Consider the following 15,924-nt stretch of genomic DNA (forward strand, 5'->3'; position numbering starts at 1 on the left):
CGTATCGAGCTTGACTCGCTTATGCCTTTAGCCCTTTTTCGGCCTTCCCCCCCTTTTCGCCCTTTTCGCGCCGCGAGGTGTTTCGTGAATTTTCCTGGCTCCAGCCCACAATCGTCGGCGCGCCCCCTTGCCGCAACCCTGACAACGCCCGCGCGGTCCCCATGGACTCGCCGCATGACGCTGCCCGCGCTGCTGGTGCTGGTCCTGGCCGTGTCGGCCTGCGGCCGCAAAGAAGAAACCGCCCCGGCACCGCGACCCGTAGTCGCCATGCCGACGCAGGCCGATGAACGGCTGCCCGCGTGGACTCTGCCTGGCGAAGTGCAGGCGCGCTACAGCACGCCGCTGTCTTTCCGGGTAGGGGGCAAGATCATCGAGCGGCAGGTTCGGCTGGGCGACAGCATCGTGCCCGGCCAGGTCGTCGCCAAGCTTGACCCCGCCGACGCCACCAAGAACGCCGCGGCCGCCAAGGCTCAGTTATCGGCGGCCCAGCATCAGCTGGACTACGCCCGGCAGCAGCTGGAGCGCGACCGCGCCCAGGCCCGTGAAAACCTGATTGCCGCCACCCAGCTGGAACAAACCCGCAACGCCTACGCCTCGGCCCTGGCGCAACGCGATCAGGCCGCCCAGCAGGCCGCGCTATCGGCCGACCAGCTCAAGTACACGACGCTACAGGCCGACCATGCGGGCGTCATCACCGCCGAACAGGCCGACACGGGGCAGAATGTGGCGGCCGGCACCCCCGTCTACCAACTGGCCTGGGCGGGCGACATCGACGCCATCTGCGACGTGCCGGAAAGCGTGCTGGCCGGCTTGACCATCGGCCAACGCGCCAACGTGACGCTGGGCCCGCTGCCCGGCCAGAACTTCACCGCCACGCTGCGCGAAATCGCGCCCGCCGCCGACCCGCAAAGCCGCACTTACCGCGTCAAGCTCACGCTGGAATCGCCGTCGCCGCAAGTGCGGCTGGGCATGACGGCCAACATCAGCTTCGACAACCACGGCACGGCCGACCAGGCCACCTACACCGTACCCGCCACCGCACTGTTCCATGACGGCAAGGACCCCGCCGTCTGGATCGTCAAGCCGAAAGAAGACACGCTGGAACTGCGCCGGGTGAAGGTGTTGCGCTTTGACGCGCGCACCGTGACCCTGGCCGGCGGCGTGTCGGCGGGTGAACGCGTGGTCTGGCAAGGCGTGCACACCGTGACCGCCGGTGAAAAAGTGCGGCCCGTGGCGCCGCTGCACGCCGAGGACTTCGCATCATGAGCAACCCCGCCGAAGATCCCGGCCACGATCACAAAGAAGGCAAGTTCAACCTGTCGGCCTGGGCGCTGCGCCACCAGCCGCTGGTCATTTTCCTGATTACGCTGGTCACGCTGTTTGGCGTGCTGTCGTATTCCAAACTGGCCCAGTCCGAAGACCCGCCCTTCACGTTCCGCGTGATGGTGATCAAGACCTTGTGGCCGGGCGCCACCGCCAAGCAGGTGCAGGAACAAGTCACCGACCGCATCGGCAAGAAGCTACAGGAAACGCCCAACACGGACTTCCTGCGCAGCTACTCGCGTCCCGGCGAATCGCTGATCTTCTACACCATGAAAGATTCGGCGCCCGCCAACACGGTGGCCGACCAGTGGTATCAGGTCCGCAAGAAGGTGGGCGATATCCAGGCCACGCTGCCGCAAGGGGTGCAAGGCCCGTTCTTCAACGACGAATTCGGCGACGTCTATACCAACATCTATACGCTGCATGGCGACGGCTTTTCGCCCGCGCAACTGCACGATTACGCCGACAACCTGCGTACCGTGCTGCTGCGCGTGCCGGGCGTGGCCAAGGTCGATTACTTTGCCGACCAGGCCGAACACGTCTACGTCGAAATCTCGAACACGCAGCTAAGCCGTCTAGGCGTGACGCCCCAGCAGATCGCGCAGGCCATCAACACGCAAAACGCGGTGTCCAGCGCCGGCACCCTGACCACGGCCGACGACCGCATCTTCGTGCGGCCAACGGGGCAGTTCGAAAACAGCCGCGCGCTGGCCGACACGCTGATCCGCGTCAACGACAAGTCGATCCGGCTGGGCGACATCGCCACGATCCATCGCGGCTATGACGACCCGCCCGCCGAGCAGATGCGCTTTAACGGCAACCCCGTGCTGGGCATCGGCATCACCATGCAACCGGGCCAGGACGTGGTGCGGCTGGGCGAGGCGCTGGACAAGACGTTCGACAAGCTGAAGGCGCAATTGCCCGCCGGCCTGACGCTGACGGAAGTGTCCAGCATGCCGGACGCGGTGTCGGATTCCGTTGACGAATTCCTGCGTTCGGTGGCCGAAGCGGTCGCCATCGTGCTGATCGTCAGCCTGGTGTCGCTGGGCCTGCGCACCGGCATGGTCGTCGTGATTTCGATCCCGGTGGTGCTGGCCATCACCGCGCTGTTCATGGATATGTTCGGCATCGGGCTGCACAAGGTGTCGCTGGGCACGCTGGTGCTGGCGCTGGGCCTGCTGGTGGATGACGCCATCATCGCCGTGGAAATGATGGCGGTAAAGCTGGAACAGGGCTGGAGCCGCGCGCGCGCCGCCGCCTTCGCCTACACCAGCACCGCGTTTCCCATGCTGACCGGCACGCTGGTCACCGTGGCCGGCTTTCTGCCGATCGCCCTGGCCAAGTCCAGCACCGGTGAATACACGCGGTCCATCTTCCAGGTGTCGGCCATTGCGCTGATCACCTCGTGGTTTGCCGCCGTGGTGTTGATTCCGCTGTTGGGCTACCGCCTGCTGCCCGAGCGCAAGCGCGACGCCCACCAGCCGCATGACCACGAACACGACATCTACAACACCCGCTTCTATCAGCGTCTGCGCGGTTGGGTGGCGTGGTGCGTGGACCGCCGCTTCTGGGTGCTGGCCGGCACGGTGGTGATTTTCGTCGTGGCGATGGCGGGCTTCAAGTTTGTACCGCAGCAATTCTTCCCCAGCTCGGACCGCACCGAACTAATGGTGGACGTGCGGCTGCAAGAGGGCGCGTCGTTCGCGGCCACGCTGCGCCAGGTCGAGCGGCTGGAAAAAGCGCTGGAAGGCCGGCCCGAGATCGACCATTCGGTCAGCTTCGTGGGCACCGGCGCGCCGCGCTTCTACCTGCCGCTGGACCAGCAACTGCCCACGCCGAACTTCGGGCAGCTGGTCATCACCGCGCACTCCGTAGAAGAACGCGAACAGCTGGCCCAGTGGCTTGAGCCGATGCTGCGGGAAAAATTCCCGGCCATACGCACGCGCCTGTCGCGCCTGGAAAACGGCCCGCCCGTGGGTTATCAGGTGCAGTTCCGCGTCAGCGGCGACAAGATCGCGGAAGTGCGCGCGGTGGCGGAAAAAGTCGCCGCCGAAGTGCGCGCCGACACGCGTTCCGTGAACGTGCAATTTGACTGGGACGAACCTTCGGAACGCTCGGTGCGATTCGACATCGACCAGCAAAAAGCACGCGAACTGGGTATCAGCGCCAGCGACGTATCCGACTTCCTGGCAATGACGCTGTCCGGCTACACCGTGACGCAATACCGCGAACGCGACAAGCTGATCAACGTCAGCCTGCGCGCCCCGAAAGAAGAACGCGTGGACCCCGCCCGCATCGCCACGCTGGCCATGCCCACGCCCAATGGCCCCGTGCCGCTGGGCAGCCTGGGCCAGGTGCACTATGACCTGGAATACGGCGTCATCTGGGAACGCGACCGCCAGCCCACCATCACGGTGCAGGCGGACGTGACCAGCGGCGCGCAAGGCATCGACGTCACCCACGCCATCGACAAGAAGCTGGACGCCATCCGCGCGGACCTGCCGGTGGGCTACCGCATTGAAGTGGGCGGTCCGGTCGAGGAAAGCGGCAAGGGGCAATCGTCCATCAATGCGCAGATGCCGCTGATGGCGGTGGCGGTGCTGACGCTGTTGATGGTGCAGTTGCAAAGCTTCTCGCGCGTGCTGATGGTGGTGCTGACCGCGCCGCTGGGCCTGATCGGCGTGGTGGCGGCGTTGCTGCTGTTCGGCAAGCCGTTCGGCTTCGTCGCCATGCTGGGCGTTATCGCGATGTTCGGCATCATCATGCGCAACTCGGTGATCCTGGTGGACCAGATCGAGCAGGACATCCTGAACGGCCACAAGCGCGTGGACGCCATCGTTGGCGCCACGGCACGGCGTTTCCGCCCCATCGTGCTGACCGCCGCCGCCGCCGTGCTGGCGTTGATTCCGCTGTTGCGCAGCAACTTCTTCGGGCCGATGGCCACGGCCTTGATGGGCGGCATTACCAGCGCCACGGTGCTGACGCTGTTCTTCCTGCCCGCCTTGTACGCGGCATGGTTCCGCGTGCGCCATGACGAGCGCGACGAGCCCGAAGGCGTTCCGCCCGGCGCCAACGCGGCCGATACGCTGCAACGAGGAGCCTGATGATGAAAATCCATCCAACGCGTTTTTCAGCTCGGCTGCGGGCGCTGCCCTTATTGCCGGCCTTGTCGCCGGCCCTGTTGCTGGCCTTGAGCGCCTGCGCGTTCGCCCCGGACAGCAAGCCGCCGGCAACCGCGACGCCTTTGCAATACGGCGTAGAGGCCCCGCCGCCCCAGGGCGCCACGGCCCAGGGCGTCGCGCAGCAATTCGAACAAGGCGCGCGGCCCGTGCCCGAATGGTGGAAGCGCTATGGGTCCGACGCGCTGAACGCCCTGGTGCAGGAAGGGCTGGCCAACAGCCCCAACCTTGCCGCCGCCGAGCGCAACCTGGCCGGCGCGCGCGAACAGCTGCGCGCGCAGGTCAATTCGTCATTGCTGCCGTCGGTGGACGCGGGCGCAAGCGGCACGCGCAACCGCGCACTGACCATGCCGAATCTGCCCGAGTCCACAGCGCTCTATAACGTGTTCACCGGCCAGATACAGGCCACTTACGACCTGGACCTGTTCGGCGCCGCCCGTTTTGCCAACGCGTCCCTGGCAGCGCAGGTTGAACAGCAGGCGTTCCGGCTGGAATCGGCCCGGCGGTCGCTGGCCGGCAATATCGTCACCGGCGCCATCACATCGGCCTCGCTGGCCGAACGCGTGGCGCTGACCGAAAAGCAGGTGGTGCTGCTGCGGCAAGTGGCGCGCGATACGCAGCGCCGCTACGAACTGGGATCTGCATCGCAAAACGATGCGCTGGACGCCGACCAGGACGCCGCCACGCTGGAAGCGTCGCTGCCCGGCCTGCGCGCGCAATGGCAGGCTACGCGCCACGCCCTGGCCGTGCTGTTGGGCCGCCGCCCGGACCAGGCGCCCGAGGATCTGGCATTCAGCACGCTTGCGGTGCCGCCGCGGGTGCCGGTGGTGGTGCCGTCCGAACTGTTGGCCTCGCGCCCCGACATCCTGGTGGCCGACGCCGTGGTGCAGGCCGCGTCGGCCGACGTAGGCGTGGCCACCGCGCAGTTGTTCCCCAGCCTGTCGTTGTCCGCGTCAATGGGCAAGGGCGGCTTCAGTTGGCCGGCCGCCCTGTCCGGGGCGGGGTCGATCTGGGCGATTGGCGCGTCGCTGACGCAGCCCATTTTTCACGGTGGCGCCTTGCTGGCCGAACGCCGCGCCGCCAAGGAACGCTACGAAGCGGCGGTGCTGCAATACAAGCAAACGGTGCTGACGGCATTCCAGGATGTGGCGGACACCCTGGCGCGCCTGGACGCGGACGGGCAGGCGCTGGCCTCGGCCGAGGCTTCGCGGCGCGCGGCAGAACAGTCTTACCGCAACACGGCCAGCCGCGTGCGCCTGGGTGCGCTGGCGCCCTATACCGAATACGCGGCCGAACAGCATTACGTGGCCGCGCGCCTGCGCGAACTGGAATACGCCAACGCCCGGCTGACGGAAACGGCGGCGCTGTTCCAGGCCATGGGGTCGCCCACCCGCGCGCCGGAGGTGGCTGCCGGCCCGCTCTGAGCTGCTTGCTATTGAACGGATGGTGCCGGCCCCCGCGATGGATACGCGGGGGCTTTTTCATGCCGGTTAGCGCGAGCGTCCCTGCTGTGGCACCCGCCGTGGCGCCCGGTTTATCACCCGCTGTGGCAAGCGCTGTGGCACACGCTTTATCACCCGCTGTGGCAAGCGCTTTTCCAACCGGCGCGCCGTGGGATCTTCGCCCGCATTGGGTAAACCCTGAGCAATATTGGCGCCAAAATAAGCTAACATTTTTGCAGCTTGCTTCCCTCCCTTTTCCCCTTCCACATCCCCGAGCCCACGGCGCGCGGCGCCGCCTTCCGTCCATGACCCAGATTCCCCAATTTCCCTTCGTATCGGTTTCCGGCACCCCCGAGGCCCGCGGCCGTTCCTACGGTCAACAGGCTGCCGCGCGCGTGCGCAAAAGCGCCGCCATGTACGGCCAGACGCTGGTCGACCTGGGCTACGACGCCATGGCGCGCACCGAACTCATCGCCCATTTCGCGCGCGAAATCGAAGCCTTCGCACCGCACTACCTGGAAGAAATGCGCGGCATCGCGGCAGGCGCCGACGTGCCGTTTGAAGACATCGTGATGGTCAACGCGCGCACGGAAGTGGTGGCCAAGGCGCGCGCCGAAAAGAAGAAGGCGGCCGAACTGGAACCCGGCGACGGCTGCACCGGCGCGCTGATCCTGCCCACCCGTTCGGCCAACGGCAACCTGATCCATGGACAGAATTGGGACTGGCGCGCGGAATGCGCCGAAACTGCCATCGTGCTGCGCGTGCGCAGCGACAACGGCCCGGACATCCTGACGTTCGTCGAAGCCGGTGGCCTGGCCCGCAGCGGCTTGAACAGCGCCGGCGTCTCCATCACCGCCAACTACCTGGAGTCCGACCGCGACTTCCGCCAACTGGGTGTGCCCCTGTCGCTGATCCGCCGCAAGGTGCTGGAACAGCAGCATTTCGCGCTGGCGATCAAGGCGGTAGCCACCACCGCCAAGTCGTGCTCCAACAACATCATGCTGGGCATGGCCGCAGGGTTTGGCGTGGATTACGAATGCACCACCGATGAAGCCTTTCCCATCTACCCGGGCAGCGACGACCTGATCGTGCACGCCAACCACTGGGTCAGCGAAGTGGCCTTGTCCAAGCTGCGCGACACCGGCCGCGCCAGCACGCCTGAAAGCGCGTACCGCGACTGGCGCGTGCGCCGCCTGCTGAACGAAAAGACGCAACTGACGCGCGAGGACCTCAAGCGCGCACTGTTCGACGATTTTGGCGCGCCCTATTCCGTGTGCCGCCCGCCGCGCCCCGGCAGCCACGACAATCTTTCCGCCACGGTGGCCATGGTGGTCATGGAACCGGCGATCGGTCTGATGGAAGTCGCGCCCCTGCCCGCGCTGAATGGCACATTTACCCGCTATAGCCTGACCGCCGAACCCGAACTGCTGGCCGCAGCCTGAAACCCGCGCGCCCCGCGCCATCGAAGGAATTTTCCAATGAAAAAAACCCGTCTTGGCGCTGCGGTTGCGCTGGCGCTTGCCGGGCTGTCCGGCGCCGTCGGCCCGGTCAGCGCGCAGTCCGCCCCGCCGCTGCGCATTTCGATGACCGCCGACATCCGCTCCACCGAACCCGGCGTCAACCGCGACAGCAACAGCGACGCAGTCGTCATGCACATTGTTGAAGGCCTGGTGGCCTATGGCGAAGACGCCGAGGTGCGCCCGCTGCTGGCCAAATCGGTGGACATCAGCCCCGACGGCAAGACCTACACATTCACGTTGCGCGATGGCGTGAAGTTTCACAACGGCAAGCCGATGACGTCGGCCGATGTGCTCTGGAGCTGGCAGCACTACACCGCCGCCAACTCCGGCTGGCGCTGCGCCAGCGAGTTCGATGGGCGCGGCACCGTCAAGGTCACCGGTGTCCAGGCGCCCGACGCGCGCACCGTCGTCTATCACCTGGACAAGCCCACCAGCCTGTTCCTGGCATCGCTGGCGCGTATCGACTGCGGCGGCACCGGCGTACTTTCCCGGGATTCGGTGGGTGCGGACGGCGCCTGGATCAAACCCATCGGCACCGGCCCGTTCGAGCTGGCCGAATGGAAGCGCGGCGAGTACATCCGCCTGACCAAGTTCGCAGGCTACGCCAACCTGGACGGCAAGCGCGACGGCTACACCGGCTCCAAGCGCCCCCTGGTGGACGAAGTGCGCTTCATGATCGTGCCCGACGACTCCACCGCCAAGGCCGCCTTGCAACGCGGCAACATCGACATCATTGAAGACGTCTCCAACAACGACGTGCCGGTGCTGCAAAACACGCCGAACGTGAAGGTGGCCTATGCCCCGGTGATGAGCATGACGGCGCTGTCGTTGCAAACCAGGGACCCCGTGCTGGCTAACCCCAAGCTGCGCCAGGCGCTGGCCCATGCCATCGACTACAAGCAACTGGCAGCCGCCGTCACCGAAGGCCTGGCGCAGCCCAACAACTCCATCGTGCCGCTGGTATCGCCTTACTACGATGCCGCGCAAAGGCAGGGGTGGGACTACGACCCGGCACGGGCAGCCAAGCTGTTGCAAGAGGCCGGCTACAAGGGGCAGCCGCTGACGATCCTGACCACCAAACGCTATCCGCAGTCGTATAACTCGGCCGTGATCGTGCAAGCGATGCTGCAAGCCGTGGGCATCAATGCGCAGTTGTCCGTCGTGGAATGGGCCACCCAGCTGGACCGCTATAACGCGGGCACTTACCAGATGATGACGTTCCCGTATTCCGCGCGCCTGGATGCGGCGTTGAACTACGAAATGGTGACGGGCGACAAGGCCAGGCAGCCGCGCAAGGTGTGGGACAACGCCGACGCCGTCAAGCTGGTGGAAGCCGCCTCGGTGGATTCCGATCGGACCAGGCGGCAGGCTTCATTCGATCAATTGCACAAGCTGTTTCTGGCCGACGTGCCCAGCATTCCGCTGTACAACGGGCTGGACATCGGCGCGTATCGCAGCAACATCAAGGGCTACCAACCCTGGGCGGTGAAGAAGCCGCGTGCGTGGGAAGTCGAGCGCGTCGCGCCGTAGCGCCTGGCACGAAAAAGGTGGCGCGGCGGCGTCGTAGCGCCGCGCCGGCCCCCGCTTACTTGGCGCCGACCACCTTGGTCTCCCAGGCGCGCGGCTTGCCTTCCCATACCGAGAACCCCTCGACCCGCTTGTTCGTCGCCCACGCGTCGGCGCCGTTGTACAGCATCAGCATCGGCGTCTGTTCCAGCATCAGCGCGTGCAGCTGATCGAACAGCGCCTGCCGCTTGGCCGGCTCGGACTCCAGGAAACTGTCGTCGATCAGCTTCTGCGCGGCCGGGTCATCCCAGACTTTGCGCGGCTGCTTCGCCTTGTCGCCCGAGAACTGCTCGAAGCTTAACGACGGGTCCAGCCGCGACGAAAACGAGAACGAGCTGATCTGGTATTTGCCGGTGTTGTAGCGGTCCAGCTGCGTAGCCCATTCCAGCACTTCGATCTTGGCGTTGATCCCCACCGACTGCATCATCGCCTGCGCGATAACCGCCACCTGGTAGCTGGGCACGTGGGCGCGCTTGTTGGCATAGATCACCACCGGCTCGCCCTTGTAGCCCGCTTCTTTCAGCAGCTGCTGTGCCCGCGCCGGGTCGTATTTGTAGCCCTTCTTCTCAGCGTCCTTGTAGTAGGCCGAGCCCGCGTAGACCGCCGAATTGTTCAATTGGCCCAGCCCTTCGGACGCGGCGGCAACCACCTGCGGAATGTCCAGCGACGCGGCGATCGCCTGGCGCATCTTCACGTTTTTCAGCACCGGGTCCTGCGTCTGGAACAGCAGCACGTGCTTGACGGCGTCATGCGGGCTGAACACGGTCAGCGTCTTCACGCTTTTCAGTTCGCCGACGTCGGTGTTGGTGATCTGGCTGGCGTCGATGGCGCCCGACATCAGGCCTGCCTTGGAGGTGGACGGGTCAGGCACCACCAGGAACTTCACCTCTTCCACCAGCGGACGCTTTGATCCCACATAGCCATCCGGCTTCTCGCCCGCGGGCGAGACGTAGTCCTTGAACGCGGTCAGCAGCGTGTATTCGCCACGCTTCCATTCCTTGAACATGTACGGACCGGTGCCGATGGGCTTGACCCACGAGCCGTCCGCCGCCACCGAGTCCTTGGAGATAATGGCCGTCATGCCGCAGTCCGTGCGCGCCAGGGAATCCAGGAACACCGCCGACTTGCGGTCTACCTTCATCACCACCGTCTTCGCATCCGGCGCGGTCACGTCGGTGACCTTCAAGCCATTGCGGCCGTCGAAATCGCTGCGGCAGCGCCAGTCCGTCTTGGCGTCCATGTAGCGCTGCCAGTTCCACAGCACGTCGGCCGACGTCAGCGGGGCGCCGTTGTGGAATTTGACGCCGTCGCGCAATGTGAACGTATAGGTCAGCCCGTCCGCCGACAAATCGACCGACTTGGCCAGCAAGGGGCCCACGGTGCCGTCTTCGCGGTAGCCGACCAGCCCTTCAACAATATTGAGCACCACGCCATCGGTGGTGTTGTCGCGATTGACGCCCGGGTTCGTCGAGCGGATGTCTGCCGGTTGGGCAATGGTTAGCACGGCGGCGTGGACCGGGACGGCGGTGGCGGCAAGCGCCAGGGAGAGCGCAAGCGCTCTGGGTACGAAATGGTGGTGCATGCAGAAGACTCCCCGGCGTGCGGCGCAGATATCACGCGTATTTTTGGCGCCAAAATAATCTGCTAATTATGGCGGCTGCGGCGCCTGCCGCCATACGGGGTATCCCTGAAGCAAAAGCAAAAGGCAAAAAAACGGCGGCCCCTTTGCAGAAGGGGCCGCCGCGATTTAGGCCGCCGCGAACAAGCGAACAAGCGAACAAGCCAACAGCAGATCAGCGCACAGGCATCAAGAAATATCCTGCCCGACGTGTTGGGAAATGATTTTCTGCAAACGCTTCACATCGCGCGCTTCCAGCGCTTCGACCATGTCGAAGTGTTCACGCGCCGAGATTTCGATGCGCGATCGCGTCACCCATTCCTTGGCCGGCGCGGCCGGGCCACGCGCCCGCGTGTCCTGAATCAACGCAGCCAGTTCGCGGTTGCGACACATGTCGTACATGGCCGCGTGAAACGCCAGGTTGACCTCGTACTGTTCCAGCAAGGTGCCGTCTTGCAGCAGCTTGGCAAAGCGTTCCGCCAGCGTGCGCAGCGCGCGCACCTTGGCGGCGGTGACGTTCGGCATCAGGTCCGCAGCCGCCCCGCTTTCCAGCAGGATGCGGATATCGCGAATCTGGTGATGCACGTCCGGGTCCATCGCGTAGACGTGATAGCCCCGGTTCGGGATGTGCGCAATCAGCCGCTTGGCGGCCAATTGGTCCAGCGCCCGCCGCACGTCCAAACGCTTGGCGTCATAGCGCTCTTGCAGGTCGATCTGTTTCAACCAGGCGCCAGGACCATACACGCCCGACTGAATATCATGGGCAATACGGTCGACCAGGCCGGGTTGCGTCGCTGCCGTTTTCGGCATGGACCACTCCCGTCTATCAATTCCAAAGCGCGTATTTTAGGCGTAAGTCCTTGCAGGGAAAGCGGGGAGTTCCCCGCCCGCCGTCAGGCAATGGCGCGCACCAGTTCGTGGCCGTCCAGGCGCCACCGCAACCGCACGCCGCCGTTTTCGGTTGACTCCAGGGCGGGAATGGCTTGCAGCAGGCTGCGCGTGTAGTCCTCTTGCGGGCGGTCGAACACCGCGTCGCGCGTGCCCTGCTCGACGATCGTGCCATTGCGCATGACCACCACGCGATCCGCCACCTGTTCCACCACCCCCAGGTCGTGGCTGATGAACAGGCAGGAAAACCCGTGGCGTTCCTGCAAATCGGCGAACAGATCCAGCACCTGCGCGCGCACGGTCACGTCCAGCGCCGACACCGGTTCATCGGCAATCACGAACGACGGCCGGCGCACGATTGCCCGCGCGATGGCCACGCGCTGGCGTTGGCCGCCGGACATTTCATGCGGAAAGCGCTTGGCGTATTCCGACCCCAGGCCCACTTCGGCCAGCACCTCGTCCACGCGACGGCGCTTATCCGCCGCCGACAGGTCGCCCACCATGCGCAGGCCCTCGCCCACCAACTGGCCGATGGTCATGCGCGGGTCCAGCGACGAATACGGGTCCTGGAACACCATCTGGCAATTCAGGCGATAGTCGCGCCACGCGGCCGAGCGCCGATCCACCGGCTGGTTGCGAAACAGGATCTGGCCGGACGTGGGCGCAAGCAAGCCGGCAATGGCGCGGCCCAGCGTCGTCTTGCCCGAGCCCGATCCGCCCACCACGGCCACCACTTCGCGCGGCTTGACGTGCAGGTCGATGCCGTCCAACGCGCGCTTGGCGCCGGTGCGCGAGAACAGGCGCTGATGGCCCGCGTAATCCACCACCAGGTTCTTGACTTCAACAATGGGCGCTTCCCGCGGCAGCTTGCGGGCCGGCAGGCGGCGCGGCATGGCGTCCAGCAGCTTGCGCGTGTACGGGTGCCGCGGGCGTTCCAGGATACCGGCGGTTGTGCCGGCTTCCAGCACTTTGCCGTGCTGCATGACGACCATGCGTTCGGTGTAACGCGCCACCATCGGCAGGTCGTGGCTGATCATCAGCACCGCCGTGTTGTGTTCGCGCGTCAGGTCCACCATCAGTTCCAGCACGTCGCGCTGCACCACGGCGTCCAGCGCGGTGGTGGGCTCGTCGGCGATCAGCAGCGCCGGCTCCAGCAGCATTACCGAGGCCAGCATCATGCGCTGGCGCATGCCGCCGGAAAACTCGTGCGGCCAGGCGTCCATCGCGCCCTTGGGATCGCTGATCCCCACGCGGCGCAGCATTTCAAGAATGCGCTCGCGGCGTTGCGCGGGCGACATCGCGCGGCGATGCAGTTTCAAGCCTTCGTCCAGTTGCCGGCCGATGGGCATGGAGGGGTTCAGCGACGTCATGGGCTCCTGGAACACCATGCCGATGCGCGCGCCGCGCAGCTTGCGCAAGACTGCCGCGTCGGCCTTGGTGACGTCCACGCCTTCGAACAGGATGGCACCGCCCGCCACCACCAGCGGCGCGGGCGTCAGGCCCATGATGGCGCGCGCGGCTTGCGTCTTGCCGCTGCCCGACTCGCCCACGATGCCGACCATTTCGCCCGGCGCGACGTCAAACGACACCCCGCTGACGATCTCGCGGCCGCCCTGCCCGACGGTCAGCGTCAGGTTCGATACGGATACCAATGCGCTCATTGCACGCCCCTCATGCGGGGGTCGAGACGGTCTCGCACCGCGTCGCCCAACAGGTTGATGCCCAGCAGCGCCAGCGCGATGGCCAGGCCGGGAAGAATGGACAGGTAGGACGCCTGCGCCATGAATGGCCGCGCGGCGGCCAGCATATTGCCCCAGGTGGGCGCGGGCGGCGGCACCCCCAGGCCCAGGAACGACAGCGCGCTTTCGGCCAGGATCACCCAGCCGAACATCGACGTGGCCAGCACGGTCAAGGGCGCCACGCAGTTGGGCAGCACGTGTCGGAACATCGTGTAGAGCTCGGAATTGCCCAGCACGCGGGACGATTCGATGAACTCTTTTTCACGCAGCGACAACACCGTGCCGCGCACGATGCGCGTTACCGACGGCGTATACGCCAGCCCCAGCGCCAGGATGATGCCGTACTTGTTCGCGCCCACCACGGCCAGCAGCCCCAGCGCCAGCAGCAGGCCGGGAAAGGCCAGCAGCGCATTGTTGAAGGCCATGATGATGCGGTCGGTCCAGCCGCGCACAAAGCCGGTCAGCGTGCCGATGGCGGTGCCCACCACGATGGCGAAGGTCACCGTCAACAGGCTGATCCACACGCTGCTGGACGCGCCGGCCAGCAAGCGCGAAAGCTCGTCGCGGCCGAATTCGTCGGTACCCAGCAGGAAGTCGCCACCGGGCGGCTTCAGGCGCGAGATGAAGTTGATCTTCAGTGGGTCGTGAGGCGTCCAGAACGTGCCCATGAGCGCCGCGACGATCATCGCCCCGACGATCAGGCCGCCCAGGAGCGCGTTGGCGGGAATTCGCCTTGTCGGAATTCGCGTTTTCATTCGGCGGTTACTCTCGGGTCGAAGATGGGATAGCACAGGTCGATCAGCAGGTTCACCACCACGTAGACCACGCCCACGAACAATAAACAGCCCTGGATGACGGGGTAGTCACGCGCAAAGATGGAATCAACCAGCAGACGCCCCAGCCCCGGGATGGTGAACACGGTTTCCACCACGGCGATGCCGCCCAGCAGGTTGCCCAGCACCAGGCCGATCAGCGTCCACGTCGGGCCGAACGCGTTGCGAAACGCGTGGCGCATCAGCACGGCGGATTCGGACAGCCCCTTGGCGCGCGCGTGGGTGATGTAGTCCAGCCGCAGCACTTCCAGCGTGCTGGCGCGCGCCATGCGCATCAGCACGCCGATCTCGTGCAGGAACAAGGTCAGGATCGGCATGGCCAGGTACAGCAGGCCGGCCTTCCAGTCTTCACCGATCGACACATAGCCCACCACGGGCAGCCACTGTAATTTCAGGCCAAAGAAGATCAACAGCAGCAGGCCGAGCCAGAAGGTGGGAATCGACACCAGCAGCGTGGCCGAGCCCACCAGGAACAGGTCGGGCCATTTGTTCTGCTTCCAGGCGGCGATCATGCCGGCCGGCACCGCCACCAGCGCGGCAAACACCACGGCCACCAACACCACGCGGCCGCTGATCAGGAAGCGGTCCCAAACCAGCGCCAGCACGGGCTGGCCGGTGTTGATGGACGATCCCAGGTCCCCGTGCAGCATGTTGCCGAACCAAATGCCGAACTGGGTCAGCCAGGTCTGGTCCAGGCCCAGCCGCGCCCGCAGGTCAGCCAACGCGGCCGGCGTTGCCAGATCGCCCAGCAGTAGTTGGGCGGGGTCGCCCGGAATCAGCCGGATCATCACGAATACCGCCACCGCCACGATCAGCAGGGTCGGTACAGCCATGACAATTCGGGATAGCGCGAAACGCAGCATGGCCCTCTCCTATTCCTGGACGCGACGGCGCGGGCGGCAAAGGCGCCCGGATTGCGCGGTTTCAGTTTTCTGCATTGCGCCGCTTGCGCAGCGCGCGCGCCAGAAAGTCCTGCACGTGGCCGACGCACTTCAGGCCGTCGTGCGGCACGTTGTCCACCAGGTCCAGCACGGCTTGCACGCCGGCCGATTCAAAAGAGCGGCGCAGCGATTCCAATCGTTCGGGGCGCGTCTTGCCGGCATCGTTGGCGCCCGCCATGAAGAACTTGCCGCCTTCGCGGTGCGTGATTTCCCACGTTTCCAGGTCGGCCTTGCCCACGATCATGTGCACCGCCACCTGCTTGAGCGCTTCGATGTCCACGCCTTTGCCAAAGCGCGTTTCGGCGTCGCGCACGCCCACCCACCAGTCCTGGCTGGGGTCCAGCAGCGTCACGGAGCCCGGCGCGCCGATCGACACGGCCCACAGGCGTTCGGGGTGCAGGTAGGCAAAGCGGTTCACGAATTGGCCACCGCCGGAATAGCCGAACAGGCCGAACTTGTCGAAGCGCAGGCCGAATTTTTCGCCCACTTCGGCCACCATGTCCAACAGGATCTGGTCGTAGCGGATGTCGCCTTCGCGCAGTTGCTTGAAGCCGTCGCGGTTGCCGTCGCCCAGCGGCCCCACCGGAAACAGCGGGCACAGCACGATGCAGTCGTTCCAGCGCGCGAACTCCGAAAAAGCGTCGCGGTATTCCACGAACGCGCGGCCCGTGCCGTGCATGATGACCACGAGTTCCATGGGGTGCTTGGCCGTGTCGATGTGCGGCGGCACGTACATGCAATACGAAAAACGCGGGTCGGTGCGCGCGGCGAACACCGTGCTGTGGCCCAGGTCATAGATGGCCCGCGCCATGGCGGCGTCGGGAGTCAGAGCGATAGCTGCGTTGGACTGCATGTTTTCCTCATCTCCATGGCCG

11 protein-coding genes are annotated in these 15,924 nt (G+C 65.6%); 5 read left to right on the plus strand and 6 right to left on the minus strand.

Translation table 11 applies throughout. The features are described from left to right. The first annotated feature begins 174 nt into the window (after positions 1–174). The 5 genes from V6F88_RS16480 (at position 175) to V6F88_RS16500 (ending at position 8,994) form a co-directional block, all read left to right on the plus strand. Positions 175–1,266: an efflux RND transporter periplasmic adaptor subunit gene (locus V6F88_RS16480; RefSeq protein ID WP_332610759.1), complete on the plus strand. Its 1,092-nt coding sequence runs from the start codon at positions 175–177 to the stop codon at positions 1,264–1,266. After that, a complete protein-coding gene (locus tag V6F88_RS16485; protein ID WP_332610760.1) occupies positions 1,263–4,427 on the plus strand; it encodes an efflux RND transporter permease subunit in 3,165 nt (1,054 codons plus the stop codon). The genes V6F88_RS16480 and V6F88_RS16485 overlap by 4 nt, the downstream gene beginning before the upstream one ends. Continuing rightward, on the plus strand, positions 4,427–5,926 hold the full coding sequence (locus V6F88_RS16490; RefSeq protein ID WP_332610762.1) for an efflux transporter outer membrane subunit: 1,500 nt from the start codon (positions 4,427–4,429) through the stop codon (positions 5,924–5,926). The genes V6F88_RS16485 and V6F88_RS16490 overlap by 1 nt, the downstream gene beginning before the upstream one ends. A 323-nt stretch (positions 5,927–6,249) precedes the next feature. Then, complete coding sequence (locus V6F88_RS16495; RefSeq protein ID WP_332610764.1) at positions 6,250–7,386, plus strand: C45 family peptidase; 1,137 nt, start codon at positions 6,250–6,252, stop codon at positions 7,384–7,386. A gap of 36 nt (positions 7,387–7,422) precedes the next feature. Then, on the plus strand, positions 7,423–8,994 hold the full coding sequence (locus tag V6F88_RS16500) for an ABC transporter substrate-binding protein (protein WP_332610765.1): 1,572 nt from the start codon (positions 7,423–7,425) through the stop codon (positions 8,992–8,994). Positions 8,995–9,049: 55 nt separating this feature from the next. Here the strand turns inward: V6F88_RS16500 and V6F88_RS16505 are convergent, their stop codons facing one another. From V6F88_RS16505 to V6F88_RS16530, 6 genes are all read right to left on the minus strand, one after another. Then, entirely contained in the window at positions 9,050–10,612 is a 1,563-nt protein-coding gene (locus V6F88_RS16505) for an ABC transporter substrate-binding protein (protein WP_332610766.1), read from the minus strand. A 225-nt stretch (positions 10,613–10,837) separates the two neighbouring features. Beyond that, positions 10,838–11,458, minus strand: coding sequence for a GntR family transcriptional regulator (locus V6F88_RS16510; RefSeq protein ID WP_332610767.1), 621 nt, complete (start codon positions 11,456–11,458; stop codon positions 10,838–10,840). An 83-nt stretch (positions 11,459–11,541) separates the two neighbouring features. After that, positions 11,542–13,197, minus strand: coding sequence for an ABC transporter ATP-binding protein (locus tag V6F88_RS16515; RefSeq protein ID WP_332610768.1), 1,656 nt, complete (start codon positions 13,195–13,197; stop codon positions 11,542–11,544). Beyond that, entirely contained in the window at positions 13,194–14,030 is an 837-nt protein-coding gene (locus V6F88_RS16520; protein WP_332610769.1) for an ABC transporter permease, read from the minus strand. The genes V6F88_RS16515 and V6F88_RS16520 overlap by 4 nt, the downstream gene beginning before the upstream one ends. Next, positions 14,027–14,971, minus strand: a complete 945-nt coding sequence (locus V6F88_RS16525) for an ABC transporter permease (protein WP_332610770.1) — start codon at positions 14,969–14,971, stop codon at positions 14,027–14,029. The genes V6F88_RS16520 and V6F88_RS16525 overlap by 4 nt, the downstream gene beginning before the upstream one ends. A 61-nt stretch (positions 14,972–15,032) precedes the next feature. Then, positions 15,033–15,902, minus strand: a complete 870-nt coding sequence (locus V6F88_RS16530) for an alpha/beta hydrolase (protein ID WP_332610772.1) — start codon at positions 15,900–15,902, stop codon at positions 15,033–15,035. Between the last annotated feature and the right edge of the window lie 22 nt (positions 15,903–15,924).

It is taken from the genome of Achromobacter sp. ESBL13 (assembly GCF_036668755.1).
GTDB lineage: Bacteria > Pseudomonadota > Gammaproteobacteria > Burkholderiales > Burkholderiaceae_B > Achromobacter.